22 protein-coding genes are annotated in these 26,999 nt (G+C 50.7%); all 22 read right to left on the reverse strand.

Translation table 11 applies throughout. The features are described from left to right. Positions 1-171 precede the first annotated feature (171 nt). The 22 genes from ftsZ to lpdA all read right to left on the reverse strand — a co-directional run bounded on the left by ftsZ (position 172) and on the right by lpdA (position 26,884). On the reverse strand, positions 172-1,398 hold the full coding sequence (ftsZ, locus tag DWX68_RS06890; RefSeq protein ID WP_022360220.1) for a cell division protein FtsZ: 1,227 nt from the start codon (positions 1,396-1,398) through the stop codon (positions 172-174). A gap of 200 nt (positions 1,399-1,598) precedes the next feature. Beyond that, positions 1,599-2,372 (reverse strand): cell division protein FtsQ, encoded by a 774-nt coding sequence (locus DWX68_RS06895; protein WP_233430135.1) that lies wholly within the window; start codon positions 2,370-2,372, stop codon positions 1,599-1,601. Then, positions 2,344-3,627: a UDP-N-acetylglucosamine 1-carboxyvinyltransferase gene (gene murA / locus DWX68_RS06900; RefSeq protein WP_118628888.1), complete on the reverse strand. Its 1,284-nt coding sequence runs from the start codon at positions 3,625-3,627 to the stop codon at positions 2,344-2,346. The genes DWX68_RS06895 and murA overlap by 29 nt, the downstream gene beginning before the upstream one ends. 106 nt (positions 3,628-3,733) lie before the next feature. After that, entirely contained in the window at positions 3,734-4,888 is a 1,155-nt protein-coding gene (locus DWX68_RS06905) for a putative peptidoglycan glycosyltransferase FtsW (RefSeq protein WP_117795227.1), read from the reverse strand. A 239-nt stretch (positions 4,889-5,127) separates the two neighbouring features. Next, a complete protein-coding gene (murD, locus tag DWX68_RS06910) occupies positions 5,128-6,477 on the reverse strand; it encodes a UDP-N-acetylmuramoyl-L-alanine--D-glutamate ligase (RefSeq protein ID WP_106999726.1) in 1,350 nt (449 codons plus the stop codon). Positions 6,478-6,487: 10 nt separating this feature from the next. Beyond that, positions 6,488-7,444 carry a phospho-N-acetylmuramoyl-pentapeptide-transferase gene (gene mraY / locus DWX68_RS06915; protein ID WP_022360215.1) on the reverse strand — a complete coding sequence of 319 codons (957 nt, stop codon included), beginning with the start codon at positions 7,442-7,444 and terminating at the stop codon, positions 6,488-6,490. 88 nt (positions 7,445-7,532) lie between these two features. Next, positions 7,533-9,314 carry a penicillin-binding transpeptidase domain-containing protein gene (locus DWX68_RS06920; RefSeq protein ID WP_118628889.1) on the reverse strand — a complete coding sequence of 594 codons (1,782 nt, stop codon included), beginning with the start codon at positions 9,312-9,314 and terminating at the stop codon, positions 7,533-7,535. Positions 9,315-9,559: 245 nt separating this feature from the next. Further along, entirely contained in the window at positions 9,560-11,731 is a 2,172-nt protein-coding gene (locus DWX68_RS06925; protein WP_243023442.1) for a penicillin-binding protein 2, read from the reverse strand. Beyond that, entirely contained in the window at positions 11,709-12,110 is a 402-nt protein-coding gene (locus DWX68_RS06930; protein ID WP_347475166.1) for a cell division protein FtsL, read from the reverse strand. The genes DWX68_RS06925 and DWX68_RS06930 overlap by 23 nt, the downstream gene beginning before the upstream one ends. A 169-nt stretch (positions 12,111-12,279) precedes the next feature. Continuing rightward, positions 12,280-13,218 (reverse strand): 16S rRNA (cytosine(1402)-N(4))-methyltransferase RsmH, encoded by a 939-nt coding sequence (rsmH, locus tag DWX68_RS06935; protein ID WP_022360211.1) that lies wholly within the window; start codon positions 13,216-13,218, stop codon positions 12,280-12,282. Next, positions 13,215-13,640, reverse strand: coding sequence for a division/cell wall cluster transcriptional repressor MraZ (gene mraZ / locus DWX68_RS06940; RefSeq protein WP_022360210.1), 426 nt, complete (start codon positions 13,638-13,640; stop codon positions 13,215-13,217). Before mraZ ends, rsmH begins: the two co-directional genes overlap by 4 nt. A gap of 230 nt (positions 13,641-13,870) precedes the next feature. Beyond that, the gene (locus DWX68_RS06945) at positions 13,871-14,056 is read right to left on the reverse strand and encodes an aspartyl-phosphate phosphatase Spo0E family protein (protein WP_118628890.1); all 186 of its coding nucleotides are present in this window, start codon (positions 14,054-14,056) and stop codon (positions 13,871-13,873) included. A 342-nt stretch (positions 14,057-14,398) separates the two neighbouring features. After that, positions 14,399-15,550, reverse strand: a complete 1,152-nt coding sequence (locus DWX68_RS06950; protein WP_022360208.1) for a sodium ion-translocating decarboxylase subunit beta — start codon at positions 15,548-15,550, stop codon at positions 14,399-14,401. A gap of 63 nt (positions 15,551-15,613) precedes the next feature. Beyond that, positions 15,614-15,970, reverse strand: coding sequence for a biotin/lipoyl-containing protein (locus DWX68_RS06955; RefSeq protein WP_106999722.1), 357 nt, complete (start codon positions 15,968-15,970; stop codon positions 15,614-15,616). A 28-nt stretch (positions 15,971-15,998) separates the two neighbouring features. Further along, positions 15,999-16,799, reverse strand: a complete 801-nt coding sequence (locus tag DWX68_RS06960) for an OadG family transporter subunit (RefSeq protein WP_118472910.1) — start codon at positions 16,797-16,799, stop codon at positions 15,999-16,001. Positions 16,800-17,109: 310 nt separating this feature from the next. After that, positions 17,110-17,292: a hypothetical protein gene (locus DWX68_RS06965; protein WP_106999720.1), complete on the reverse strand. Its 183-nt coding sequence runs from the start codon at positions 17,290-17,292 to the stop codon at positions 17,110-17,112. A gap of 471 nt (positions 17,293-17,763) precedes the next feature. Next, positions 17,764-19,362: a GH25 family lysozyme gene (locus tag DWX68_RS06970; RefSeq protein ID WP_243027598.1), complete on the reverse strand. Its 1,599-nt coding sequence runs from the start codon at positions 19,360-19,362 to the stop codon at positions 17,764-17,766. Between the two features lie 415 nt (positions 19,363-19,777). Continuing rightward, complete coding sequence (locus DWX68_RS06975; RefSeq protein WP_107000382.1) at positions 19,778-20,488, reverse strand: Bax inhibitor-1/YccA family protein; 711 nt, start codon at positions 20,486-20,488, stop codon at positions 19,778-19,780. Positions 20,489-20,687: 199 nt separating this feature from the next. After that, the gene (locus tag DWX68_RS06980) at positions 20,688-22,118 is read right to left on the reverse strand and encodes an MATE family efflux transporter (RefSeq protein WP_118628891.1); all 1,431 of its coding nucleotides are present in this window, start codon (positions 22,116-22,118) and stop codon (positions 20,688-20,690) included. A gap of 123 nt (positions 22,119-22,241) precedes the next feature. Further along, on the reverse strand, positions 22,242-23,519 hold the full coding sequence (locus tag DWX68_RS06985; protein WP_118628892.1) for a peptidoglycan-binding protein: 1,278 nt from the start codon (positions 23,517-23,519) through the stop codon (positions 22,242-22,244). 121 nt (positions 23,520-23,640) lie between these two features. Continuing rightward, positions 23,641-25,437: an aminopeptidase P family N-terminal domain-containing protein gene (locus DWX68_RS06990; RefSeq protein WP_118628893.1), complete on the reverse strand. Its 1,797-nt coding sequence runs from the start codon at positions 25,435-25,437 to the stop codon at positions 23,641-23,643. Positions 25,438-25,462: 25 nt separating this feature from the next. Then, on the reverse strand, positions 25,463-26,884 hold the full coding sequence (gene lpdA / locus DWX68_RS06995; protein WP_117795214.1) for a dihydrolipoyl dehydrogenase: 1,422 nt from the start codon (positions 26,882-26,884) through the stop codon (positions 25,463-25,465). Between the last annotated feature and the right edge of the window lie 115 nt (positions 26,885-26,999).

The raw sequence follows: 26,999 nt of genomic DNA on the forward strand, positions 1-26,999 counted from the left end.
GGGGAAAACGTAAAATTTGAGTAGATTCGACATAAGTCGAAGATCTGAATCGACAAAAAAACACGCATCAGAAATTTTCACTTCTAATGCGTGTCTCTTCCAAAAGCAACTGCTTCTGTAAATATTTCATATTTTTACGAAAGCAAGAGCAGTTCATCTCTCACTCTTATATTATTTCTTATTTCTCAGAAAATCCGGAATATTGATCTGTGTTTCCTGGCGCATCGGGCGGAACGGCTGTGCCGGTGCCGACTGCGGTGCTTCCTTCGGAGCGACTGGCTGTGCCGGTGCTGCTGCAGATGGTGCACGGAAGGTCGGTGCCTTGTAGGTCGGCTGCGCTGCCGCTGCAGTCTGTGCTGCCGGCTGAGCGTATGTATTGCCAGTCGTCTTTGCCTTGAACGGAGTCTTGAACTCAGTCATCGCTTTTGCGACCGGTGTGTTCACACCGTGGGAATCCAGTCCAGTCGCAATAACAGTGATCGTCGCCTCATCCTGTGCATTCTCATCGTACATCGCACCGAAGATGATATTGGCATCGTCGCCTGCAAGCTCCTGTACATAGCTGGCTGCGTCATTTGCCTCGATCAGGCTGATATCGCCGGAAATATTGATGATAACGTGGCTTGCACCCTCGATGGTTGTCTCAAGCAGCGGGCTGGATACAGCCTGCTTAACAGCCTCAAGTGCTTTGTCATCACCCTTCGCATGACCGATACCGATATGAGCGATACCCTTGTCCACCATAACGGTCTGAACATCTGCAAAGTCAAGATTGATAAGACCCGGAACATTGATCAGGTCGGTAATACCCTGTACTGCCTGCTGAAGAACCTCATCTGCTTTCTTCAGTGCATCCGGCATCGTGGTACGGCGGTCTACGATCTCAAGAAGTTTATCATTCGGGATAACGATCAGAGTATCGACAGCTGCTTTCAGTTTTTCGATACCATTGAGCGCGTTGCTCATACGGGTCTTTGCCTCGAAACGGAACGGCTTTGTGACAACGCCGACCGTCAGGATGCCCATATCTTTTGCGATACGTGCAATAACCGGAGCTGCACCTGTACCGGTACCGCCGCCCATACCTGCGGTAACGAATACCATATCTGCACCCTTGAGAGCCTGTGCCAGCTCTTCCTGGCTTTCCTCAGCTGCTTTCTCACCGATCTCCGGCTTTGCGCCTGCACCAAGTCCCTTGGTCAGCTTCTCACCAATCTGCATAGCTGTGGACGCCTTGCAGAACTGCAGTGCCTGCTTATCTGTATTGATACCGATAAATTCTACACCGGCAATATCTTCATCGATCATACGGTTGACAGCGTTGTTACCGGCTCCGCCGACACCTACTACTATAATTCTGGCAGAGTTCTCTGCTTCATTTATCTTTATCTCTAACAAGATACTTCCTCCTTCATTTTCCCATCTGTTCCGGTTTTATCATCTTTATACTAAAATTAGGGTCTTTTAAATCTAGCCTACCTAATACTATATTTGATTTTCAGCAAAAAATCAATCGTTTCTTTTATAAATTTTCAATAAACCAGTCACAATGTTACTGTTCACGCATACGTGCCAGTAACGGAATTTGCCGATTCTTCCTAGTTTTTATCAAACCGGTACATCGGATTTGCATTCGATTCATCGTAGCTGTCCAGATAGAGGGTTCCGGACAGATCCGGATAATCCCGCAGAATATCCGTCAGTTCCGAAAGTTTCCCGTTCATCTCACTGTTGCTTCCCAGCTCAACCTTCAAGCTCCTGATTTGAAGCGTCGCTTCCTTTTCCTTATTAAAACGGATCTCGTCCACCGCAACCTCGTTGACCGACAGTACCTGCGTCAGGTTCAGAATCTCGTTGAAAACGCTGATATCCTCGACCGGCAGCGGCTGATGCAGCACGATATGTCCAAAGGAAAGTCCGGCAATCTTCGGCACACCCGGCAATGTCTCGCTTGTGCTCTCCACAATGATGCCGTCCTTGTCAAAATACATCCGGCTGTTCATGTAGGAAACGTAACCAACCACACTCTTCTCGTAGACGATCACCTCCACGTCCGACGGGCTGCGGAACACCAGCTTGTAATCCTGCACGAACGGAATTGACTTGTGCGGCCGGAAGCGGTACTGCAGATAGCAGAACACCGGATTCCGGCTCAGCCGCGAATCGAAAATAGACGCCTCTATCTGCTCCGCCGTATATTGCCGGTTTCCACTGACATGGATTGTATTGATCTGAAGCAGCGACAGACCGACAAAAAACGCGGCCGCCACAAGAAGTGCTGCCGCCGTGATCCAGATATGTTTTTTTCCACGGCGGCGCCATACCTTTTCCTCTGTCTTTTTTTCAATCTGTATCTTCTCTATCTCCATCATCCTCCCGGCGCCGGATCTCTGCTCCTAATGCCCGCAAGTCCCGGCAAATATCTTCATATCCCCGCTCAATATGTTCACATTCTGATACTCTGGTCCATCCGTCCGCCCCCAGGGCTGCCACCGTCAGGGCTGCGCCGCCCCGCAGATCGCGGGCACGCACCAAAGCTCCCCGCAAGGTTTCCACTCCGTCAATCCGGGCAATGTTCCCGCTGCATTCGATGTTCGCCCCCATTTTTTGAAGCTCCGCCGCTGTGCCAAACCGGTTTTCAAATACCGTCTCCCGCAGCATACTGGTTCCATCTGCCCGTGACAGCGCCGCCATCAAAAACGGCTGCAGATCAGTCGGAAACGCCGGATACGGTCCGGTTTTCACCGATACCGCCCGCAGGCGCTGTCCGCTGTGTACATATATAAGTTCCGGTTCCTGATAAAGCGAAACGCCCATATGCTCCAGCACCCCGGTCAATGCACGCAGCTCCTGTGTCTGCACGCCGTCCACGATCACCTCACCGCTGCAGGACGCAGCGGCAAGAAGATAGGTCCCGGCTACGATCCGGTCGCCGCCGATCACAAACCGGCTGTCATGGAGCGGCAATCCGCCTTCTATGATCAGCGCATCCGTCCCGATCCCCCGGATCGATGCCCCCATACCATTTAGGAAATGGCACAGCTGTCCAATCTCCGGTTCCCGCGCGCATCCCCGCAGAACCGTCCGCCCCACCGCTGCCACAGCGGCAAACAGGGCATTTTCCACCGCGCCGACACTCGGAAACGGAAAAATAATCTCTGCCCCGCGAAGTCCCGTTGTCTGTGCATGCAGGAAGCCGTCCGGCTCCGATTCCTGTATTTCCGCGCCCAGCGCACGGAGTGCCCGCAAATGCCAGTCGATTGGACGTTTTCCGATCATACATCCGCCGGGGCTGTAGACCCCCGCCTCGCAAAAGCGTCCCAGGAGCGCTCCCAAAAGCATAATGGACGAGCGCATTTTCCCCATCGCTTTCTGCTCGATCCGCCAGCCATTCATCTTCGAAGTATCGATTTCCAGACGGTTTCCGTGCAACGCACACCGGCATCCCAGAGAATCAAGAATCCCCATCATACAGAACACATCCTGTATTCTGGGGACATTTTCAAGCACGGTAATTCCGCGGTTTAACACCGACGCCGCCATCATCGGCAAAACTGCATTTTTCGACCCCTGCACCGTGAGTCCGCCCTGAATCCGGCACGGTCCGTGAATCTCGATGAAAGCCAAACAATCCCCTCCCACCGGCATCTATGTATTATTATATGCCAACGAGAGAAAATGGTTCTCATTTTCTACATTTCCCGAAGTAAATATGTAACTCCGCCAAATATTCCTACTGCTCCAGCTTAATTTGGTTCGAGACGCTTAACACCATCCCCATCTCCAGCATCAGGAACATGACGGACGTACCTCCGTAACTGATAAACGGCAGCGTAACACCCGTGTTCGGGATCGTATTCGTAACAACCGCGATATTTAAGATAACCTGAATCGCGATGTGTGCCATCACGCCGATCACGATCATCGCACCCATCAGATCCGGTGCATTTCCAGCAATTACCATGAAGCGGTAAATCATAAACATGAAAATCAGAATGACCGAAATCGCGCCAAACAGACCTAATTCCTCACAGATAATCGAAAAAATCATATCATTCTGCGCCTCCGGCACGAAACCGAGCTTCTGGAGACTCTCGCCCAGTCCCTTTCCAAACAGACCGCCGGAACCGATCGCATACAGACCCTGGAGCACCTGATAACCGCCGGAACGTGCATACTGCACCGGGTTGACCCAGACATTGATTCGTCCCAGCTGATAATCCTTCAGGATATGGAGCTTTACCAGCAAATGCCCTATATAGGGGGCGACCGCCAGAAGTCCAACGCCGCCTCCGATGCAGAGAAAAAACGGCCATTTGATCTTGCACGCCACAAACAGCATCACAAACACGATGCCGCAGATGATGATACCAGAACTTAAGTTGTTCGCCGTAACTAAAAGTGCCAGCGGCGCCGACAGCGCCACGATAAATCCGACTGCCCGCAGCTGGTTGATCCGCACGCCCAGATTGGCAATCAGAACCGCCAGAAGCAGAATCAGGGAAATCTTGACAATCTCGGTCGGCTGGAACTGGAGCGGTCCCAGGCGCAGCCAGCGCTTCTTACCATGCGATGCCACGCCCAGAGGTGTAAAACGCGTCAGAAGCAGCGTCACGTATGAAACGATATATCCCAGCATCGCAAACCGCGCAAACCAGTGATAATCTATCTTGGAGACGATATACATCGCAACAAAGCTGACACCCGCGATGCCCGCCTGACGAAGCATAAAATATCCCGGATTGCCGTAATCAAGCTGCGCCTTATAGGAGCTCGCGCTGTAAATCATGATCAGTCCGAATACCGTCAGGAAAATGATGGTAAACAGCAGACTGTAATCATAAAACCGATGTGGTTTTTTCTTTTTAATTTTTCCCGGTTCCGGCATACTTCCACTCCCCTGCTTTTTGTTGTTACAGTTTCGAAATTCTGCCTGTAAACGGCAGTTTTTCCTTCAAATCAGGGCTGCCGCAGACAAATGCCGGCTGCGACAGCCCCCTTAAATACATTAAGCCTTTATTCTTCCAATACCGAATTGCTGCGTGCTTTGCACTCCGCAATTCTCAAAAGTCACAATTCCTCCTGCAAGCAATCTTGCGTCGGATTTCCGACCTTTGAACCTTGGTATTACAAATTTCTCACAAACTCTTTGAATTTGCGTCCGCGCTCTTCAAAGTTCTTGAACTGCCCCCAGCTTGCACATGCCGGTGAAAGCAGGACGTTATCGCCCGGATTTGCGTAGGATGCACATACCTGTACAGCCTCCTGCAGATCTTCCGCGTACATGATATCATTGAAGCCGTGGCGTTTTGCACACTCGGCAATCTTGTCGCGGGTCTGGCCGATCAGCACCAGATAGCGTACCTTTCCGCCAAAGCTCTCGATCCACTCGTCAAACTCGGAATGCTTATCATATCCGCCTGCGATTAATAAGGTCGGTCCCGGCATCGCCTTGATCGCCTGCATCGCTGCATCCGGGTTGGTTCCCTTGGAATCGTTGTAGTATTTGACACCAAAACGCTCGGTTACGAACTCAATGCGGTGTTCAACTGCCTTGAATTCCTTGATCACCTTCTGGATCTTCTCCAGCGGAACGCCCATGTTCATACTGATAGCAACCGCTGCCATAACATTTTCATGGTTATGACGGCCAAGTAGCTTCAGATCGTGGATATTAACAATCACGGTCTCTTTCTCGCCGTCGTTGTATACAATCTCATCCTCTTTCAGGTAGAAACCTTGTTTCAGGGTACGCAGACTGGAAAAATATACCACCTTGATGTCTTTTAAAGTCTCACCAAATTCACGCAGTACCGGATCCTCATAGTTCAGGACACAGACATCGCCCTCTTTCTGGTTCTTGGTAATGCTCTCTTTCGTCTCGATGTAGCATTCCATCGTCTTATGACGATCCAGATGATCCGGGGTAATATTTAAAATAGCGCTTACATTCGGGTGGAAATCAGTCATGGTCTCCAGCATGAAGCTCGATACCTCTGCGACAGTTACGGTCTCATCCGTTGTCTCCAATGCGTGGAATGCAAACGGCTCACCGATATTTCCAACTACAAATACGCTGTCATAGAATGACTTCATGATCTCGCCGGTCAGGGAAGTCGTCGTTGTCTTTCCGTTCGTGCCGGTAATGGCTGCCATACGTCCTTTGGCACAGTGATATGCAAGCTGCATCTCGCCCCAGATCGGAATACCGGTTTCACGGATCATCTCTACAAACGGTGCATCGGTCGGGATGCCCGGGCTTAAAATTGCCAGCTCCACGCCTAACAAATCCGTCTTTTTCAGCTCTCCGAGGACGAACGTGATCGTCGCGCCTTCGTCAAATTTCTTTTTCAGCTCCTCTGGATCCAGTTTTTCATTGCCATCGTAAAGCACTACCTCCCCGCCTTTTGAGAGAAGGAGCTTTGCAGCTGCAATACCGCTGATACCTGTTCCTGCTACTAATACTTTCTGACTCATAATCTTCCTCCTATAATCCTAAGTATGCTATAAGGCAAAGGATTGCCGTAATAATCGAAAATACGCCTACGACTCTGGTCTCAGACCATCCGCAGAGCTCGAAATGGTGATGGATCGGCGCCATCTTGAAAAAACGCTTTCCGCCCGTCTTCTTAAAATAGGTTACCTGAATAATAACAGATAATACTTCCACCAGATAAATCAGACCCACGATCGCGATAAAGATCGGCATCTGCATCATAAAGGCACTGGAAGCGACAAAACCGCCGAGTGCCAGTGAACCGGTATCGCCCATGAACACACGCGCCGGATAGACATTGAACAGAAGAAAGCCCAGAAGACTTCCAACTACTGCGCCGGTAATCGGGCTAATGCCGCTGTTCTCCCCGATCGCCACGATCGTAAAGAACGTTGCTACCAGAATCGTCACACTGGTGCACAGACCGTCCAGACCATCTGTGAAGTTCACGCCATTGTCAGTTCCCAGAATGATGAAGAACAGTGCCGGTACAAACAGCCAGACCGGAAGCTGTAAATACTTGCCGGTAAATGGAATCAGCATCCCTGTTCCGATGTCCGGTGAGGTTACAATATAATAGGCAAAAATACCTGTGATCACAAACTGTCCGATCAGCTTCTGAATCGGATTTAAGCCCTCCGAACGTTTCATCACGATCTTGATGTAATCGTCCAGAAATCCAACCACGCCGAATCCGACGGTCATAAACAGCACCGGAATGATCTTCGGATAATCCCGGATATAGAGCAGAGACGTAATGATGATGCTGGAAAGAATTACCAGACCGCCCATCGTTGGGGTTCCCTGCTTTTTCAGATGCGTCTGCGGTCCGTCATCGCGCACCTGCTGTCCGAATTTCAACCTGTGGAGAAACGGTATCACGATCGGGCACAGCACTGCGCTGACCACAAATGCGATGATAACCGCCAGTATTGTTTCATTTACCATGTCACACCTCTAACTTATCTTCCTATGTATACAGAGATAGTTCCTCAAATTATACACTTCAATAGTATACGTCTTTTTAGGGGAATAATCAACCTCTTTTCTCCACCCCCAGATACGGCAAAATGACCTCAAACAGATCGCGGATCACCGGGGCGGCAATCGTCCCGCCATAGTAGATTCCTTCCGGTTCATCGATGGTGATAAGCGCGATCACCTGCGGATCGTCCGCCGGTGCAAACCCTAAAAATGAGGAAATATATTTTTTCCGGCTCCTTGGAAGTTTCTCCGAGGTTGCCGTCTTTCCGCCGATCCGGTAGCCCTCGATCCGGGCGTTTTTTCCACTCCCCTCCGCCACCACCTGTTCCAGAATATAACGCAGCGTCTCACTCGTCTGCTCCGATAAGATTCTCTCCCCTTTTGGATAGGTAAACACGTGGACTGCCTGACCATCTGCCCGCACGGCACGGATCCCGATGTGCGGTGTGATGCGCGTGCCTCCGTTGATCAGGGAGGATGCCGTTGTAATGAGCTGGATCGGCGTGATCTGAAACGACTGCCCAAAAGAGACGGTCGCCAGCTCCACCGGTCCGATCTGATCCGGCTGGTGCATGATCGTCCCCGCCTCACCCGGCAGATCAATCCCAGTCTTTCCCAGCAGACCAAACTGCTTAAAATACTGATAGTACCGCTCCGGTCCCAGCCGCTGTCCGACATCGATCAGAACAGGATTGCAGGAATTCATCATTCCCTGTAAAAACGTCTCCCCGCCGTGTCCGCCCACCTTGTGACACCGAATCTTCCGATCTTCCACGATCCGGAATCCCGGGCAGGAAAACTGATCAGTCAGGTTGACCACGCCCGCCTCCAGTCCCGCAGCGGCAGTCACGATTTTGAATGTAGACCCCGGTTCGTATGTATCATTTAAACAGGGATTGCGCCACATCTGATTGAGGAGAGCTTGTTTATTTTGCGCTGATGCTGCGTGTGACTGCACTTCATTCTTCCAGGATATGTCTTCTTCTGTTTCTGAATCTTCGTTTTTTCCATCTGTCACCAGCTCAAACGGCTCATTCAATGAAAACTCCGGTGCATTTACCATTGCATAGATTTCCCCGTTCTTCGGGTTCATCACGATGATCGAGACGCGGTTCGCATTCTTTTTCTGCATCGTCTGGTACGCCTCCTGTTCCGCGTACATCTGGATATTGACATCCAGACTCGCCTGCAGATCCCGCCCTGCCTCCGGCTCGATGCGATCCTCCGCCTCATTTTCCAGCTCGATCCCCGCCGCGTCCGTGAGCGTCAGGATCTTGCCATCCGTGCCCTTTAAATACTTCTCATACTGTACTTCCAGACCGATGATCCCCTGATTATCTCCCCCGGTGAATCCCAGCACTTTCGATGCCAGACGTCCATATGGATAATATCGTTTATAGTCCTCATCCACCTTGACCCCCTCCAGGCGCATTGCCCGGATCGCATCGCCCCGCGTTTTCTCTACATTGGACTGGATCACCTCCCTGGAAGATCGCTTTTCCGTCTTTTTCCGCACCTCCGCCTCCGGAAGTCCCAGTTCTTCGCTTAAAACCCGGATAACTGTCTCCGGATCTTTTACCTGATTATGAATCACTGAGATAGTACACACAGTCCGGTTATCAGCAATCACCGTTCCGTTCCGGTCAAGGATCCGCCCGCGCGGCGCTTTGATACTGCGCTCCCGCTGATGCAGCTCCTCCGCCATCTGGCTGTAATAATCCGCTTTATACAGCATGAGGAAGAACAGTCTCCCCGCCAATCCTGCCATGCACAGGCAGATGGCGGCGCACAAAAAGACAGTTCTTCCTCTGTGATGCGTCCGGTTCCGATTCATACTGCTTCCTGTCTGATCTCATTGCTACAGTATATCATAAGAACCGTTTCTTTATTCTGTATTTTCGTTACTGTTCACACACGTGTGCACAGCAACGGGATTTTGCCGATGCTACACATTCCAAATCGGCAAAATCTGCTGCCAGAACTGTATCGTACGGATTTTTCAGTTCAGAAAATTCCTACCTGTGAACAGTTACGTATTTTCCACACAAGATAGATAAGTCTTCCCGACAGGCACAATTCTTAATCTCCCGCTGCCTGCGCTTCCTGGGAAGCTGCCGTTTCTCCGGCATTATCCGCTGTTCCGGTGTCTCTGCCCGTTCCAGACGTTTCTCCGTTTCCAACCGCCGCCGATTCATCCTGCACATTTCCCATCGTATCCGGATAGCTGTACTCGTCTCCGGAATCGATAAATTCCTCATCGTAGTTCGCCCAGCCGCCCTCCGGAGCCGGAGTCGTCTCTGCCGGTGTTTCAGCTGCATTCGGATCCTCGGTCGCTGTGCCGCTTATAATGCCTTCTTCCTGGCTGGAAAGATTGGTCTCGAGATCCTGTGCCGCGCCGCCTGCCGGGAATACATTCTTATATGGAAGGACTTCCGCCATGATCTTGCTGAAAATCTCGCTGGCAAAAGTCGAATGTGCCTGCTGCTCGCCCGGCAGATGCGGGGTATCTACTACCACATAGCAGAGTACCTGCGGATTGTATGCCGGTGCATATCCGATAAAGGAAACCAGATAATTCTTCTCCGCACGCGGCTGCTTCTGCGCCGTACCTGTCTTACCAGCCACTTCGTAACCAGCAACTGCCGCCGCGCCCGCGGTACCGCCATCACCTGATACTGTCTGGTAAAGCGCATTATTAATGAAGTTCGAGGTCGATTCCGAAACCGTCTCTCGCACCAGATTTGGGGAAACGGATTTGACAACGGATCCTTCGTCGTTCAGAATCTCTTTTACCACATGCGGCTCATAATAGGAACCGCCGTTGATTAAGGACGCATATCCAGCTGCCATCTGCACCATCGTACAGTTATAGTTCTGTCCAAATGCGTTGGTCGCCAGAGATGCCGGATCCATATTGGATGCCTGATAAATCAGACCGGACGCCTCGCCCGGAAGGTCGATGCCCGTCTTCTCGCCAAATCCGAAAATCTTCTGATACTGGACAAACTTCTCTTTTCCCTCCAGTGATACAATACGCATCATAACGACGTTGCAGGATTTCATCAATCCCTGTGTGATCGTCAGCGGTCCGTGACCGGCTCGGGCAACACACCGGATATCCCAGTCTCCGAAATGCAGTTTTCCGCCGCACTCAAAGACCTCGTTTCCGGAAATCGCGCCTTCCTCGATCGCCCCGGCTACCGTAAATGCTTTCTGTGGAGAACCCGGCTCATAGGAGTCGCTCACGCAGAAGTTTCTCCACATTTTATACCACGCCTCGGACTTCGTCTTTTCATCCATCGCCTGGATTTCCTCATCCGTATAGTAGGTGCTTAAATTGTACGGATCATTCAGATTGTAACGGGTCGTCGTATCCATCGCCAGGATCTCACCGCTGTTCGGATCCATGACGATCGCCGCCGCCAGATTACTTCCAATGCCCGCCTGCCACTCATCCAGATATTTCTGGACAATCTTCTGGATGTTGACGTCGATCGTCAACTCCAGCGTCCTTCCATTCTGCGCCGGTTTTACCGTTCGCTCGACGTTCGAATCGCCGTTTAAATAACCATACTCACGACCGCTCACACCGTTCAGGATATCATTATAATACTGTTCAACACCGCCGGATGCATTGCCATCCTTGAGGGCAAAACCAACCACATTGCATGCCAGCTCATTGTACGGATACGTTCTCTTATATTCTTCCTCGAACCATACGCCCGTGATACGCTGGTTGCCGCCTTCCTCCGTCGGCAGCGCCCGGTATTCCTTGTTCTTGTCCTTCTCATAAGTCTCAAACTTCTCTTTGTCTTCCGCTGGAAGCTGTTTCGCATAGATCACATACTGGCTGTCTTTTTTCTCCTCGATCATCGCCTGCAGCTCGTCCCGCTTGTAACCGAAGCACTCCACCAGCGCGTCCAGCGTGGCATCGAGATACTGGTAGTTCTCCTCCGTATCCAGAATCTGCTTCGGATCGATGACCAGATTGTAAACTTTCTCGCTAATCGCCAGATACGTCCCGTTCCGGTCGATAATATTGCCGCGCTTGTAGGGAATCGTGCGGCTCTCATAGTCCTGATGGCTCAGGACTATCTGATTGTACGACTCGCCCTTACTTTTTACCAGATTATAAAGCACCAGCACCAATGCAAACAAAGCCAGCATAATTACCAGGACGGTAATTGCCAGCTTTTCCTGCATATATTTCCGAAAGGTCTGTCTGCCGTTAGTGTTTTGGGATGTCCTCATACTGTCTTACATACTCGCTTTCCGTCTTGTCATATAAAAGAATCTGATCCTTATTTGCATATACCATGCCGAGCTCTTCGGTCGCCACTTTATATACATGATCCAGATCCACATACGTGTCAATCCGGGTCTGAAGTGCATCATTCTCGGACTTCAGGTTCTCCAGTTTCAACTCCAGATCCTCAATGTGGCTGATACGGGTCGTGATCGACGCCTGCTTATGCAGATAATTCATACATAAAACCAGCGTGATCAGCGCAGCGATGGTCAGCGCCAGCACATACGGTCCGTTCATGTAAAGCGCCTTTTCCTGGTTGCGGCGCACGGCGTGTTTATGCCGGTACTCCTCTCTCTCATCTCTTTCTGGTCTTATCTCCACGGTTCTCTGAACTTTTCGCACGGTATTACCGTCCACATACGTGGAGGCCGATACATGTTGTCTCCTTCTGACAGACATAACGTTCCCTCCCTGCTCTTTCGCTTTTTCTCTCTTTTATCTCCCCCGCACCTGAAACGATCTCTGTTCTGCGGTGCAGTTATGCTTTTGTTTATGATTTTTCAAATACCCGGAGCTTTGCGCTCTTGGAACGCGGGTTTTCTTCCATCTCCTGATCGGTCGGAAGAATCGGTTTTCTTGTAATCACCCTGCCGCGGCTTTTGCGTCCACAGACACAGACCGGAAAATCCGGCGGGCAGATGCATGGATTTTCATTCGTCCGGAAACGGTTCTTTACGATTCTATCTTCCAGAGAATGGAACGTAATGATCGAAAGCCGTCCGCCCGGTGCCAGGCGCTCAATCATCGTATCGATCGAATCTTCCAGCACATCCAGTTCCCGGTTTAACTCGATCCGGATCGCCTGAAACGTACGCTTTGCCGGATGACCGCCGGTCGCCCGGACCTTTGCCGGAATCGATGCCCGGATGATCTCCGTCAGCTCGCCTGTCGTCTCAATCTCTTTTTTCTGTCGTGCCTGTACGATGTGTTTTGCAATATTCTTCGCAAACCGATCCTCACCGTAGTCCCGGATGATCCGGTACAGTTCCATCTCACTGTAGGTATTGACGATGTCCTTCGCGGTCTGCTCATTTCTCTGATCCATCCGCATATCCAGCGGCGCATCGTCCTCGCGATAGGTAAATCCCCGTTCCGCTGTGTCAAGCTGGAAGGAAGAAACACCCAGATCCAGATAAATTCCATCCACCTGCGGAATCTCCAGCTCATCTAACACCTGTGCAATCCGCTCATAATTGCTCCGCACAACGGTTATCTTATCTCCAAAGGGAGCCAGACGTTCTGACGCAGCCGCAATCGCGTCCGCATCCTGATCAATCCCGATCAGGCGTCCGCCGTCTCCCAGCCGTGCCGCTACCTCGCTCGCGTGACCGCCGCCTCCCAGTGTCCCATCCACATAGATACCCTGGGGCTTTACACAGAGACTGTCAACCGTCTCATTTAATAATACTGATTTGTGATTAAATATCATATGCCAAGGCCTTCCATATTTTCTGCAATCTCTTCCATGTCATCATAGACATTCTTCTCCGCCCAGGTCGCCTTGTTCCAGATCTCGATCCGGCTTCCGACGCCGACCAGGACAACCTCCTTCTCGAGTCCTGCAAAATCCCGCAGAACCGAAGGAAGCAGGATTCGTCCCTGACGATCCACCTCACACGCCGAGGCACCTGCCAGAAAGAAACGGGAGAATTTTCTGGCATTCTGATTGGTAAGTGGGAGTGCCTGTAACTTCTCTTCGAACTTTTTCCACTCGGTGTTATCGTACACAAAAAGACAGCCATCCAACCCCTTTGTCACCACAAATTCGTCTCCAAGCTGTTCCCTGAACTTCGACGGAACGATCAAACGTCCCTTCGCATCGATTGTATGATTGTATTCTCCCATGAACATATCAATCACCCGTCATCCGATGTGTACCACTTTTGTGTCCCGAAAATCCATTTCGTTCCACTTTTCACCACTTTCTACCACTTGTTATGTTTATTTTAGTACATGCCCATCAAAATGGCAAGGTCTAAATCGAAAAAAAATCAGAAAACTCAGGCACCGGTTCTTTTTCCGAACACACGTACCTGAGTTTTCTGTACTTATCTATATTTGTTTCTATTTCCACTCTTATTTTATAGCGCCGTCTCCAGCCCTCTTTCAGTCTCCGTCTCCAGCCCGATATACTGATTTAAGAGTTTGTCAAGCTCCACACTGTAGTGATAAATTATGTCATATGCTGCCTTTGTGTCAATATTTTGATTCAGCTGCTGTCTTGCCTGTTCAATCTTTTGAACTAATTCTTCTCTCATATCCGCCATCCTATGCATTCTCCTTTTCTATTCTCTAGTGCCATTCCTCCTTACTTCACTGTCATTTTACGTCTTCCACCAGCAAAAAGCAAACTATTTCGACCGATTAAATTCGACAAAAAACGACGTTTGTTACTGTTCACACACGTGTGCCCAGCAACGGGATTTTGCCGATGCTACGCATTCCAAATCGGCAAAATCTGCTGCCGGAACTGTATCGTACGGAATTTTCAGTTCAGAAAATTCCTACCTGTGAACAGCAACCGACGTTTGCATATAACAATAGGGCAGGATCCCGAAGAATCCCACCCTACTATATAAATACATTATTCAGAATAAATCTGCTCGATCCTATTTCACGCCAAAGATAGCCATGAATGTACCTGCTGCTACGGCAGTACCGATAACACCAGCTACGTTCGGTCCCATTGCGTGCATCAGAAGGAAGTTGCTCGGATCTGCCTCAGAACCAACCTTCTGGGATACACGTGCTGCCATCGGAACTGCAGATACACCTGCGGAACCGATCAGCGGGTTTACCTTACCATGAGTTACCTTGCACATAATCTTACCGAAGATAACACCTGCTGCAGTACCCAGAGCGAATGCAATCAGACCCAGAACTACGATCTTGATGGTATCCAGGTTTAAGAAAGCCTCTGCACTGGTAGTAGCACCTACGGAAGTACCCAGGAAGATAACGACGATGTACATCAGGGCGTTGGAAGCAGTCTCTGTCAGCTGCTTAACAACACCAGACTCACGGAACAGGTTACCAAGCATAAGCATACCAACCAGCGGAGCAGTTGTCGGCAGAATCATGCAGACAACGATTGTAACAACAACCGGGAACAGAATCTTCTCCAGTTTGGATACCGGACGAAGCTGCTCCATACGGATCTCTCTCTCCTCTTTGGTGGTAAGGAGTTTCATGATCGGCGGCTGGATAATCGGAACCAGAGCCATGTAGGAGTAAGCTGCTACGGCAATCGGTCCCATCAGACCTGTCTGACCAAGTTTACCAGCCAGGAAGATAGAGGTCGGGCCGTCTGCACCACCGATGATGGAGATAGCAGCCGCAGCCTTATCGTTGAATCCCATGAAGATAGCCATGAAGTAAGCGCCGTAGATACCGAACTGAGCAGCTGCACCAAGCAGGAAGCTCTTCGGGTTAGCGATCAGCGGACCGAAGTCTGTCATCGCACCGACACCCATGAAGATGAGGGATGGTAAGATACTCCACTCATCCAGTAAATAAAAGTAATGTAAAAGTCCACCAACTCCGTTCGATGAGTCTTCAATCGATCTCATAATATCCGGATAGATATTTACAAGCAGCATACCAAAGGAAATCGGAAGAAGCAGTAACGGCTCGAATCCTTTTCCGATTGCCAGATACAGGAAAATCAGCGCTACGAAAATCATAACGATGTTTCCAAATGTCAGGTTTAAGAATGCTGTCTGCTGAAGAAGATTGGACAATGTAGTTGTTATATATTCCATATTAATTCCTCCAAACGGAATAACATATCCCGTATTTTTTCAGCCAGTTTTATAAAAATTAGATTAGTTTAATGTAGCAAGAACTGCGCCCGGTTCTACCATATCGCCTACTGCAACATTAACACTGGCAACGGTACCGTCCTGAGGAGCTACGATCTCGTTCTCCATCTTCATAGCTTCCAGAAGCAGGATAACCTGACCACGTTTTACAGCTGTGCCAGCTGCTGCCTTAATACCAAGGATCTTACCTGGCATCGGGGATGTGATGGTTACGCCGCCTGCTGCCGGTGCTGCTGCTGGAGCCGGTGCTGCTGCCGGTGCTGGAGCTGCTGCTGGAGCCGGTGCTGCTGCGCCTGCAAATCCCTCTTCTACGGTTACCTGATATGCTGTACCATTTACGGTGATAGTATAATTCTTCATTTTAAATTCCTCCAGATTTTATCGATGATTATTTACGTGTAATGGAGCGGATATTTACGCTGTCTGCCGGTACGCCGGTTGCTGCTGCGATCGCTGCAGTGATAACTGCTACCAGTTCTCCATCGTTTGCCGCATTGCCTGCTGCTGGTGCTGCGGTACGTGCCGGCGCTGCTGCCGGTGCTGCAGTCTGTACAGGTGCCGGTGCTGCTGCCGGTGCCTCTGCTCCTGCTTTTTTAGCCTTTACATTTGCCTCAATCTCGTTAACCTTCTTGAAGCTGCTGATAATTAAGCTGATGAAAATCAGTACCAGGAATACGGTACCCATACCCATCAGGGTATTTAATGCTGCCTTCTCCATCTTCTCACCGAAGCTGTAGTTTACAACAAAGGATAACTCGGTCGGTACCAGAGAAGTACCGCCGTAGCTGCTTACGCTCTCCTCAGCGGTCAGGGAGAAAGTCAAGTCTCTCTTCTCAAAGGAAGCCTGAACAACTGCTGTGTAGCTGTCATCATCGGCGCGCTCTACGGTCACGCTCTGAACCTCACCCATCTTGCCTAAATCGTCCTTAGAACTGGTCCAGGAAGAAATTGCAGACTCAATGACTGTGTTTTTCTGCTTCTCAGCCTGTTTCAGCTGTGCTGCCAGATCTTCGTCACTGTAGCTGGCGAACTGCTCCAGATAGCTCTTAGCGCCATCGCTCATGGTCTGCTCGATCTCCGGAGAAATCGGCTCTACCGCTTCTTCAGAAGCGCTACCACAGGCGGACAGAGCGAAAAAGCAGACTGCCATGCAAAGTACAAGCAGCATTCTTTTCATATTCTGTTTCATAAATGTGTCACCTCGTAATTAGATCGTTCCATGCTTTGACGGACGTCCCTCTTTCTTCGTGAATCATATCCTGACAGCATCCATGTTTCTTTCATGGCGCCATCCGTGATACTTCCCACCTATCTGTGTTTGCAGGTGTTTTTGCAAAATTTCCAGAGCTTGTCATCCACTCCGGGAATTCTCCATCTGACACGCTGCGGCAGCAGAGGATTGTACACTCTCCTCTGCATACATAAATGGCATGCACTTCCGTCTATGCGAATCCGACTTTAATAGCCATGCATACATAAACATCTGTACCACTGACTTGTTATTCGATTCTCACATAAGCGCTGTCCGGTGCCTGACTGATGACAAACACTGCCCTCATCCCTGTTTCCGGAAATGATTCCGGCAGCCAGCCGCACTGACATCCCTTTTTTAGCACTACAACTCCGCCGACGGTTCTGATTATATAATCATTATACAATATGTAAAAACACGCTGCTTCCATGCAGTACTAAATCCGGAATCTGCATTCTCCGACCTTTCCCTGCCTGCGTCTTAGCGCAGCTGTCTGCCTGCGAACCACTGCTTTCACAGTTTCCTGCTGACAAACGCCCCCGCTTTCGCACTACTTCTGTGCCCGCCATCCCGATTCTGCGCTTTTGCCGATATAACGCATACCGAGGCTCTTCCTAATTTGCAGCCAGAAGAGCCTCGCATCTTTCGTCAAATCCGCACCGGAACAGCCGCAGCTTATCTTGCACATACAGTTGATATAGCAGTTTGAAACGTCATGTTATGCCAGATTACTTATGCTGGTTTCCTCCATCCCATAAGCAAGTCCATTTTTTTGCCTGTTTAACATTGTATAATGAGGTCGGCAAAAAAGCAAGTTATTTCCGTTCGAATTTGTTTACTTTTTCATTTTTTTAACTGAATCAGCTCCAATATCTGGGTACTGGTTCAAATCATATTTATATTATACCCCTGCCGGACCGGACGGCTGCACCGGTGACTGGCTTCCGGTTATCGGAGTCTGTCCATCCGTCGAACCGCCATTTCCCGCCGCATTCTCCTCCGGCAGAACTACCGTGCAGCTTCCGTCTGCCGCTGCCTGCCAGGTATTTCCATCCATCTCGAACGTAATACCTGCATACATCGCGCCGCTGGCATCCAGGTAATATTTCTTACCGCCAAGATCCAGCCAGCCGGTCCGCATCACGCCGGACTCATTCATGTAATACCACTTTCCGCCGACTACCTGCCAGCCCGTCGTCATGGCGCCGGAGCCGTCAAAGTAATACCAGCTTCCGCCCAGGTTCTGCCAGCCCGCCTGCATCGCGCCGGATGCGTTCAGATAATATTTCTTGCCGCCTGTCTCCAGCCAGCCGGTCTGCATCAGACCATTGTCCGCCATGAAATACCAGCTTCCATCGACCGCACGCCAGCCCGTCGCCTGTTCGCCAGATGCGTCAAAGTAACGCCAGCCGCCGTCCAGCGTCTTCCAGCCGGTAATCATATGACCGTCCGCCTCCAGATAATACTTTTTGCCCGAAAGCTCCAGCCATCCTTTAGACGGATTGCCCGCCGCATTCATATAGTACCAATTCTGACCATCGTTGATCCACGCCGCTTTCTGCATCACATGGTTCTGATAATAGTAACGGTTCCCCGCGATCGTCCGCCAGGTATTGCCCGGAATGATCTGCGTATAATCTTTATACAGATAATCAATATCCACATTGCCGTTCACGCCCTTGACCGAACCGGTGTTGGACGCCTGCCACATCGAGGTCTTTGAATATGTATACTTCTGCTGGTATTTTGCCACCCATATATCATACGAAATCTTCGACATATCGATCTTATTGGCAATCCAGTATTCATTTGCATAGACCATCGGATAATATCCTGCATCCTGAATCCGCTTACAGAACGCGTTGATCACATCGCTGACCTGAGACTGCGTCAGGGTTCCCAGCGTATTAGCATCCTCGGCATCAAAGACAACCGGGAAGGAGATAGGATAATCCTTGATAAGATTCAGGACAAAATCCGCCTCCTGCTGCGCCATTTCGACCGAAGTCGCATACGAATAAATGTACGCGCCCAGCCGCAGCCCTGCCTGGCTCGCATTTGCCGCGTTCATAGCGAAAAACGGATCCACATTACCGCGGAACCGGGTTGCCAGCATCGCAAACTGTACATTATCCGATGCCACCTGGCTCCAATTTACATTCTGCTGCCAGTAAGACACATCCACGCCGCGCGCAATCGCACCGATCCCCTCATTCTCCGTCACCCGGTACACGCCAAGCCCCGATGTGACCGCGCTCACACCTCCATTGGAAACAGAAGTCGAACCGCCAGAGCTGCCTGTACTTCCCGAATTGGAGCTGCCCGAACCGCCGCCCGGCCCCGCATTCGAGGATGACGATGTAAGAGAAGAATCTCCCGCCGGTCCTGCCAGCGCTGTCATCGGCTGAAAGCACAGCGCTGCTGCCAGCATGCCAGCCGCTGCCCGTGAAAGCACACGCGCGCGCCCCATCCTTTTTTTGTTCATTCTATTCCGATTCATGCCAAAAAACCTCCTTGATTATCCTTTTATACCTGTTGTCTGTTCACCATTTATATACATTTCCCCGCCTGATCCGGCGGGGGCATATGCGAAACAAATATGGTTCATCCACACACTGTGTAACCAACAGCAGAACATTTCCTATTATAACCTAGTTTAACAGATACTCCCCATCCACTTCAATAGAGAAACTTTAAATAAAATCTGTCAAATTTATTACAGAATGCTTCCCTTTCTGCTAAAAGAATGAAGCCGTCCATGCCAAAAACAGGATTTTCAAGCAGAAAAACACAATAATGCCGGAACAAAGCTTTCCCCCGTTCCGGCATTTCATTTTTGCATATTCAGTTTTCCGAAAAATTCCACTTTTCTTTATTCCTGCAAAGGAACCTCTGTTCTCCTGAAAGATTTTTTCCTATTTCCGATTCCGGTTCATCAGGCGGATAATGTACAGAAACAGGTTGATAAAATCGAGATACAGCTGCAGCGCTGAGAATACCGATGCTTTCTGAAGCAGCTCCGGATCCGCAGAGAAAATCTGGTAATTATCCCGGATCTTGGTTGTATCATAAGCGGTAAAGCCTAAGAATACCACGATACCGGCATAGCAGAGCACTGTCTCAAAGCTGCCTAGATTTAAAAACATTGAAAGCAGACCAAAGAGAATCAGAAACAGCAGTCCGCCAACAAGCAGTGGACGGATTCCGCTCAAGTCCAGCTTGAAGATCAGGCTGACACCCGCCATCATTCCGAAGAACAGCGCGGTCGCTGCAAATACAAACACCATCTCCACAACACCGAAGATCAGGAAATACATCGAGAAAACGACGCCGTTTAAAGCTGCATAGAATAGAAACAGCCCTCTCGCCGCTCCCACCGATAACTTGTGAATCCGGGCACTCAGCCAGATCACCGTCAAAAGCTCCAGTCCCGTCAATGCGAGGGTCGCATACGGAACCTGAAATACATACAAAATCGCTCCCGTCACGTATCCGGCTAATGCGATGCCAAATGTCACAAGAAGCCCTGCAAACATCCATAAATATGTCTTCGCCACATACTGTCCCAGTGTCTCATGGCGTTCCCCCGCCATCTGCCAGGACTCATTCATTGGTTCATAGCCCATAATTCTGCCTCTCTTTCTGACCAGCGGCAAGTGCCTCTGCCCTCTGTTTCGAATCTCCGTTTTATCTGCCGCTTGCGCGGCATCCATCCAGGAAGAAACACTGTCACCTATCTTTTGTAACATAAGAATATCACACTTTCTGAAAAAAATCCAGTACCACCCCGTTTTGTCAATCATTTTCGAAACCATGCATAACTATTTACAGGTTATGAAGCTCCCGCCTCTTTTTCTTCCACGGAAGCGGCACATTCCATTTTTTCAGCGCACTGAAAAAATAATAATAAATATTAAAGAGAACCGTTGTGATCGTCCAGGTCAGCGGATAGCTGAATACCACTGTCAGGATATCCGGGCGGATCGGAACAGCGATCAGGATCCAGACAACCCGCAGGACGCACACGCCCAGCGCCGTCATAATCATCGGAATCCAGCAGTCTCCCACACCGCGCAGTGCGCCGGAATAAATCTCAATACAGAGGTATGTCACAAATGCCGGCACCAGGAAGTGAAGAATCTTCATGCCGATCGCGATTACCTCCGCATCCGTTGTGAACAACAGATAAATATAGCCGCCCGTCAGATACAGGATCGTGCTCAGCCCCACCGTGATAATACAGGAAATTCCCAGGCAGACGTACACGCTGCGTTTCACACGGTCCAGCCGCCCCGCGCCGTAATTTTGTCCGACAAAGGTCGTGATGGAGATCCCAAGCGCATTAATGATCATCCAGTAAGTGCTGTCGATCTTTCCATATGCAGCCCACGCCGCCACCGTGTCTGTTCCCAGTGCATTGACGCTGCTCTGGATCACGAGGTTGGAAAAGGAATACATAACCGACTGGAGTCCAGCCGGAAACCCAATCCGGATGATCCGCACCAGAATCACCGGTGTGATCCGCGTTTTCCGGATCTCAAACCGGTACGAGCCATCCGCACGCATCAGCGTTCCCAATACCAGACACGCGCTGACCACCTGAGAAAGGATCGTCGCCACCGCCGCACCACGCACGCCCATCCGAAGTCCTACTACAAACAACAGATCGAGCGCAATGTTTGTAAAACAGCTGATCACAAGGAAATAGAACGGTCTTTTGGAATCACCGATCGCCCGCAGGATTCCGGCCCCCATATTATATAAGAGGTTCGCCGTGATTCCGACAAAATAAATGTGCAGATACCCGCTTGCATTGTCCATGATATCCTCCGGCGTCCCCATCAGGCGAAGCGCCGTGTCAGAAAAAAGGAGTCCGCCAACCGTCATGAGGATACCGCACAGCAGCGAAAAGGCAATCGCCGTGTGGACTGCCTCGCTGACCCGCTGACCGCGTCCCGCCCCGTAAAACTGGGCGATGATAACTGTCGCACCCGAAGAAAGTCCTACAAAAAAGCCAACCAGCAGGTTCGTAAGCATCGATGTGCTTCCGCCGACCGCCGCCAGCGCTTCCTTTCCGACAAAACGGCCTACTACCACCGCATCTGCCGTATTATAGAGCTGCTGAAAAAAAGTTCCAAATAAAATAGGGAAGAAAAATAGCAGAAGCTGTTTCCAGATCACTCCCTCTGTGATCGCATTTGCCCGACCAGTCCCCCCGGTTTGTCTGACTCCCTCTTCCCGTCTGGTATCTTTCATCCAATCCACCCCCTCTTATGTTCTTTGTCTCTGTTTCCTGTATGCATCCTGCTCACAGATATTTCACCTATAGGAATTCATATGTCTTTTCGTTATTCTTCTCCCGCAAATCCCATTTCCAACTCAATTCAGCTCCGCAATCCGCGAGATCCCCACATAGATATGAGAAATCTTGTACCAGGTAGCAAAATCGACCACGCCCGTCTGCGGAAGTCCAAACACCGACTGGAACGCCCGCACGGATGCCTCCGTCCCCGAACCGTAGATCCCGTCCGGTGTGACCCGCGGGATCGCTGTATACACAGTTGCCACCGCATCAAGCTGCTGCTGCAGCTGCCGCACCTTATCGCCGCTGGAACCCACCTTAAGCGGTTCCCCCGGATAGGAGATCGGGATTCCTGATATCTGTTCCGCAGTGTTGATGTAAATACTATTTCCATAGAAGCGCCGCAATATCTCGATCGCGCTGTATCCCTGTTCTCCCAGACTGCAGGAACCCCACTGGGTCATCCAGCCCGGGCAGGACACCCGCCGCCCGTCGCAGTACTGTGTCAGAATCGGCTGCCGCACACCGGGGCGGGACAGATAGTTGTCAAAAATGTCATCCACCACCTCTGAGATCGGCTCAAAAATATCGCGCCCGTAAATCCATTTGTGATCGAATGCCGTTGAGGATGTAATCGTAAAATCGTAGCCCTGGTTCCGATACCACTCCGTATACACCCGGTTCAACGTAAACGACATGATCGCCAGCACATTAGCGACGATTGTGCTGCGCGGCCAGGTCGCATAAATCTCGCTCGATGCCACGTTCTTGATATAATCCCGGTATGCCACATAGTAATCTTTTGCGGACGCATTCGTCGGTGCACCGTCATGCACGACGATCGTCTGGGGCACCACCACGCGGCTCAGCACGATCTCTCCGCTCTCCTGCGCTGGTTTTACCTCATCCTCGGCAATCTTGGGCGGATAGGAACCATATAAGGTATGGTCCGGAATCTGGATATTCTCCTCCGCTCCGGTCTGAGCTGGAAGCGGAATCATCCGGATCGGCTGGACTGCCAGCACGCCCGCCAGCACCTCCGTTCCCTTTACCTTCACCGACTCATAGCCCTCTGCCCTCACTTCCACCGTATAATCCGCATACGGCTTTTCCCGGTTCTGTTCTTCCAGTGAAAGCGACACAGGAGGCGCTGCTACCGCAATCTCCTCTGTCTGCCCGGATAAATTGGTTCTAAGCACTTCCTGCGTCTGTCCTGAATTGCCATAGCTGACCGAAACCTCTGCTCCCTCAATCGGGAAATTGTTTTCACGGTTTACCACATCGATCCGCAGATAGCCGTCCTGCATTCCAGTTGTCTCACAGATTCGAACACGGTCGAACAAATGATAGCGCATACACGCAGCCTCACATTTATTTTACATGGTCATTTACAGTTTATATCCGGCATCTTTTATCTATGCCGGTTTTTAACCGCTTTTTAATGTTTTACTGCCGTATCTTCCTTGTTCTCCTCCTCTAAATCGCTCGCGTCGCCTCTGTCAGCCATGCTTTCTCTTCCTCCGTCATATACGGAGACAGCTTCTTAAACACGCCCTTGTGGTACGCGTTCAAAAGCTCGCGGTCGCGCGCTTCCATCAGCGATACATCGATCGTGTCCAGATCAATCGGAACCCAGGTCAGATTTTCAAATTTCATGAACTGACCAAATTCATTCTTCACATCTTTCACACAGAGCATCAGATTCTCCGTCCGGATGCCAAATTTTCCTTCCAGATAAAGCCCCGGCTCATCAGAGGTAACCATGCCTTCCTCCAGAACCGCATTTTCAGCGGGCGATGTGAGCAGCCTCCATCGGATGGAATTCGGGCGCTCATGCACACAGCCCAGATAGCCGACACCATGCCCTGTTCCATGGTTGAAATCCAGGCCGTTTCTCCACAGGAGTTCGCGCGCAATATAGTCCAGGTTGATACCGCGGCAGCCATACATAAACTTCGCATCCAGCAGACGCAGCATCGAGCACGCCACCAGCGTACAGCAGCGTTTTTCTTCCTGCGTGATCGGTCCGACCGCGATGGTACGCGTCACATCCGTCGTTCCCTCATAATACTGTCCGCCGGAATCGACCAGATACAGCCCCTTCTTCGGTACACTACTCTTCTCTGTCTCAGACGCCGTATAATGGCACATCGCCGCGTTCGGTCCCCACGCAGAGATCGTCGTAAAGCTCATATCCAGGCAGTTTTTTTGTTCCAGGCGCAGCTTATCCAGATATTCCCCTGCGGTCCACTCGTCCAGTCCTTTTTCGCCTGCATGTTCCTTCACCCAGCGCAGGAAACGGGTCAATACCAGACCGTCCTGCACATGCACACGGCGCATATTTTCCTGTTCCACTGGATTTTTGACTGCTTTTGCCGCTGCCGTCGGATTCATCGCCTCGATCACTTTCACGCTCGCATCCAGGCACCGGAACAGACGGTAATTGATCTTCGACTTTTCCAATAAAACTCGCTCATAGCGGAATGCGGATGCAATCTGGTATACCGCCTCATATGGCATGATCCGAACGCCCAGTCCATGCAGATAGGCACGTACTTCCTCGTTCAGCGTCTTCTCATGAATAAAGAGGAATAATTCCTGTTTTGTCACAATCAAGTAGGACAATACAACCGGCGTATGTACAATATCATCGCCCCGGATATTTAAAAGCCACGCGATATCATCAAGACTCGTCAGCAGATGCACCGTCGCCTGACGCTTTTTCATCTCCCCGCGCAGATCTGCAATCTTCTCCTCCGCCGGTTTTCCCGCATACTTCTCTTCCAGAATCCAGACCGGGTTCATCGGAAGCGCCGGGCGGTCGTCCCAGATGCTTCCAACCAGATCCTCACCCTCCGAAATGCGTACCTTTTTCCCGGACAGTGCTTTCGCGATGCGCTCGCCCTCGGCCGTATCGACCACTCTGCCGTCAAAACCCAGAACACCCTGTTCCGGCATATGTTTTTTCAAAAATTCCAGCGTCGTCGGCACGCCCTCCTGACCGGAGCGGTAAAGTTCCACCCCGCTGCCGGAAAGCTCTGCTGCCGCCTGCACAAAATATCTACCATCCGTCCAGAGACCTGCGTCCTCCATCGTAATGACCGCCGTTCCCGCCGAACCGGTAAAGCCTGTCATATATTTCCGGCATTTGAAATACCCGCTCACGTATTCCGAGCCATGGAAATCCGATGTCGGAATCAGATATGCGTCCATTCCACGCTCCGCCATCTTCTCGCGAAGCTGTTCAATTCTCGCCCGAACCTCACGTCCCATTTTTCTGCCTCCTGTTGTTTCTCTATTATCCATTTTTCAACGCATCTTTGATCGCCTCCGTGATCGCCTCACTGTACGTCGGATGCGCGCGCATCGCCGTCGAGAGCTGATATGCCGTAAGACCGTTGGCGATCGCCGTTGCCATCTCTCCGATCATGTCCGTCGCACGCGCACACATGATCTGCGCCCCGATCAGCGTGTTGGTATACGCCTCAAAAATCAGGCGCACAAAACCGCGGCTGTTTCTCGCCAGAAGCGCTTTTCCATTTTCCGTCATATATGCCACACCGCACTTGATCTTCATATTATAAAGGCGGGCGTCATTTTCCGTAAATCCAACCGCCGCAATCTCCGGCTCCGTATAAATACAGGTCGGCACAACCGGAAGCACGACATACATACCGTTCGGCACGACCGAAAGCTGCATCCGGTGTCCGCGTCCCGCCAGGTTTTCGACCAGATAAGCCGCATGGGACGCTGCCACATGGGCAAGACGTTTCCGCGCCACGGTATCGCCGATCGCATAGACATTTTCCTGCGTCGTGCGGTAGGTTCCCTTAATGAGCGGACGCCCATTTTCCAGCTGTACCTGACAATCGTCCGCCAGAACCTTCGACATATTCGGGCGTCTGCCGACTGCCACCAGCACGCGGTCCGCCGGGCTTTCCTTCCAGCCGCGCTCACAACGGTAATTGACCGACACCGTGTCGTTGCCGCGATCCTTGATCTCCATGACCTGTACATTGCAGTGGACTTCAATACCCTTAGAACGCAGATTTGCTTCCATCTGCTCGGAAATCATCGGATCCATCGACTCCAGCAGACGGTTTGCCTGCTCCAAAAGCGTCACGCGGGAACCGAGCGCCGCGAAGATCGTCGCGATCTCCACACCGATGACACCGCCGCCGATGACCGTCAGACAGTCAAAATTCCAGTCATCCATCCGCAGAATATCACGGCTTGTCATAACCTGCGGCAGATCAATTCCCGGGATATCCGGAATCACAGGGCTGGAACCAGTTGCCAGAATCACATTTTTTCCTTTCAGCGTCAATGCGCCTTTGGAGGTCGTCACACGCACCACATTATCCGCATGCAGGCGCGCATCGCCGTGAATCATCTCCACCTCCGCTTTTTCTAACATTCCCTGAATCATTGAGCGGAATGATTCCACGGACTCATTTTTATAAATCTGCATCTGCCGCCAGTCAAAACTGACCTTCTCCGCCACGATGCCAAACCGGAATGCTTTCAGCATATCCCGGTAGACTGCCGTCGCCTGCAGAAGCGCCTTGGCAGGAATACAGCCGGTATTGACGCATGAGCCGCCCAGCGCTTTTTTCTCGATCAGGACTGCATCCATCCCCATCGCTGCCGCACGCAGCGCTGCCGTATATCCCGCCGGTCCCGCACCGATAATAATTAAATCATAGATATGATCCGCCATATAAATATCCTATCCTCTCATTCTATGGGCTTCCCATTACATAAAAAGAATGTGCCTTTTTGTGTAATAGGGAATTCTAATGAATTTCTTATTACACAAAAAACTGCCGCAGAAA

Source organism: Clostridium sp. AF20-7, assembly GCF_003479275.1.
Taxonomy (GTDB): Bacteria; Bacillota; Clostridia; order Lachnospirales; family Lachnospiraceae; genus Otoolea; species Otoolea fessa.

Excerpts from the sequence above, each read along its gene's own strand:
- DWX68_RS06980 (WP_118628891.1), bottom strand. The coding sequence starts at position 22,118 with ATGAAAGATACCAGACGGGAAGAGGGAGTCAGACAAACCGGGGGGACT.
- DWX68_RS06895 (WP_233430135.1), bottom strand. The coding sequence starts at position 2,372 with ATGATGGAGATAGAGAAGATACAGATTGAAAAAAAGACAGAGGAAAAG.
- rsmH (WP_022360211.1), bottom strand. The coding sequence starts at position 13,218 with ATGATATTTAATCACAAATCAGTATTATTAAATGAGACGGTTGACAGT.
- DWX68_RS06985 (WP_118628892.1), bottom strand. The coding sequence starts at position 23,519 with ATGCGCTATCATTTGTTCGACCGTGTTCGAATCTGTGAGACAACTGGA.
- DWX68_RS06925 (WP_243023442.1), bottom strand. The coding sequence starts at position 11,731 with ATGAGGACATCCCAAAACACTAACGGCAGACAGACCTTTCGGAAATAT.
- mraZ (WP_022360210.1), bottom strand. The coding sequence starts at position 13,640 with ATGTTCATGGGAGAATACAATCATACAATCGATGCGAAGGGACGTTTG.
- DWX68_RS06945 (WP_118628890.1), bottom strand. The coding sequence starts at position 14,056 with ATGGCGGATATGAGAGAAGAATTAGTTCAAAAGATTGAACAGGCAAGA.
- DWX68_RS06905 (WP_117795227.1), bottom strand. The coding sequence starts at position 4,888 with ATGCCGGAACCGGGAAAAATTAAAAAGAAAAAACCACATCGGTTTTAT.
- DWX68_RS06990 (WP_118628893.1), bottom strand. The coding sequence starts at position 25,437 with ATGGGACGTGAGGTTCGGGCGAGAATTGAACAGCTTCGCGAGAAGATG.
- DWX68_RS06975 (WP_107000382.1), bottom strand. The coding sequence starts at position 20,488 with ATGGGCTATGAACCAATGAATGAGTCCTGGCAGATGGCGGGGGAACGC.
- murD (WP_106999726.1), bottom strand. The coding sequence starts at position 6,477 with ATGAGTCAGAAAGTATTAGTAGCAGGAACAGGTATCAGCGGTATTGCA.
- DWX68_RS06955 (WP_106999722.1), bottom strand. The coding sequence starts at position 15,970 with ATGAAGAATTATACTATCACCGTAAATGGTACAGCATATCAGGTAACC.
- DWX68_RS06960 (WP_118472910.1), bottom strand. The coding sequence starts at position 16,799 with ATGAAACAGAATATGAAAAGAATGCTGCTTGTACTTTGCATGGCAGTC.
- DWX68_RS06965 (WP_106999720.1), bottom strand. The coding sequence starts at position 17,292 with ATGGAAGCAGCGTGTTTTTACATATTGTATAATGATTATATAATCAGA.
- DWX68_RS06920 (WP_118628889.1), bottom strand. The coding sequence starts at position 9,314 with ATGAATCGGAACCGGACGCATCACAGAGGAAGAACTGTCTTTTTGTGC.
- DWX68_RS06970 (WP_243027598.1), bottom strand. The coding sequence starts at position 19,362 with ATGAATCGGAATAGAATGAACAAAAAAAGGATGGGGCGCGCGCGTGTG.
- lpdA (WP_117795214.1), bottom strand. The coding sequence starts at position 26,884 with ATGGCGGATCATATCTATGATTTAATTATTATCGGTGCGGGACCGGCG.
- DWX68_RS06950 (WP_022360208.1), bottom strand. The coding sequence starts at position 15,550 with ATGGAATATATAACAACTACATTGTCCAATCTTCTTCAGCAGACAGCA.
- mraY (WP_022360215.1), bottom strand. The coding sequence starts at position 7,444 with ATGGTAAATGAAACAATACTGGCGGTTATCATCGCATTTGTGGTCAGC.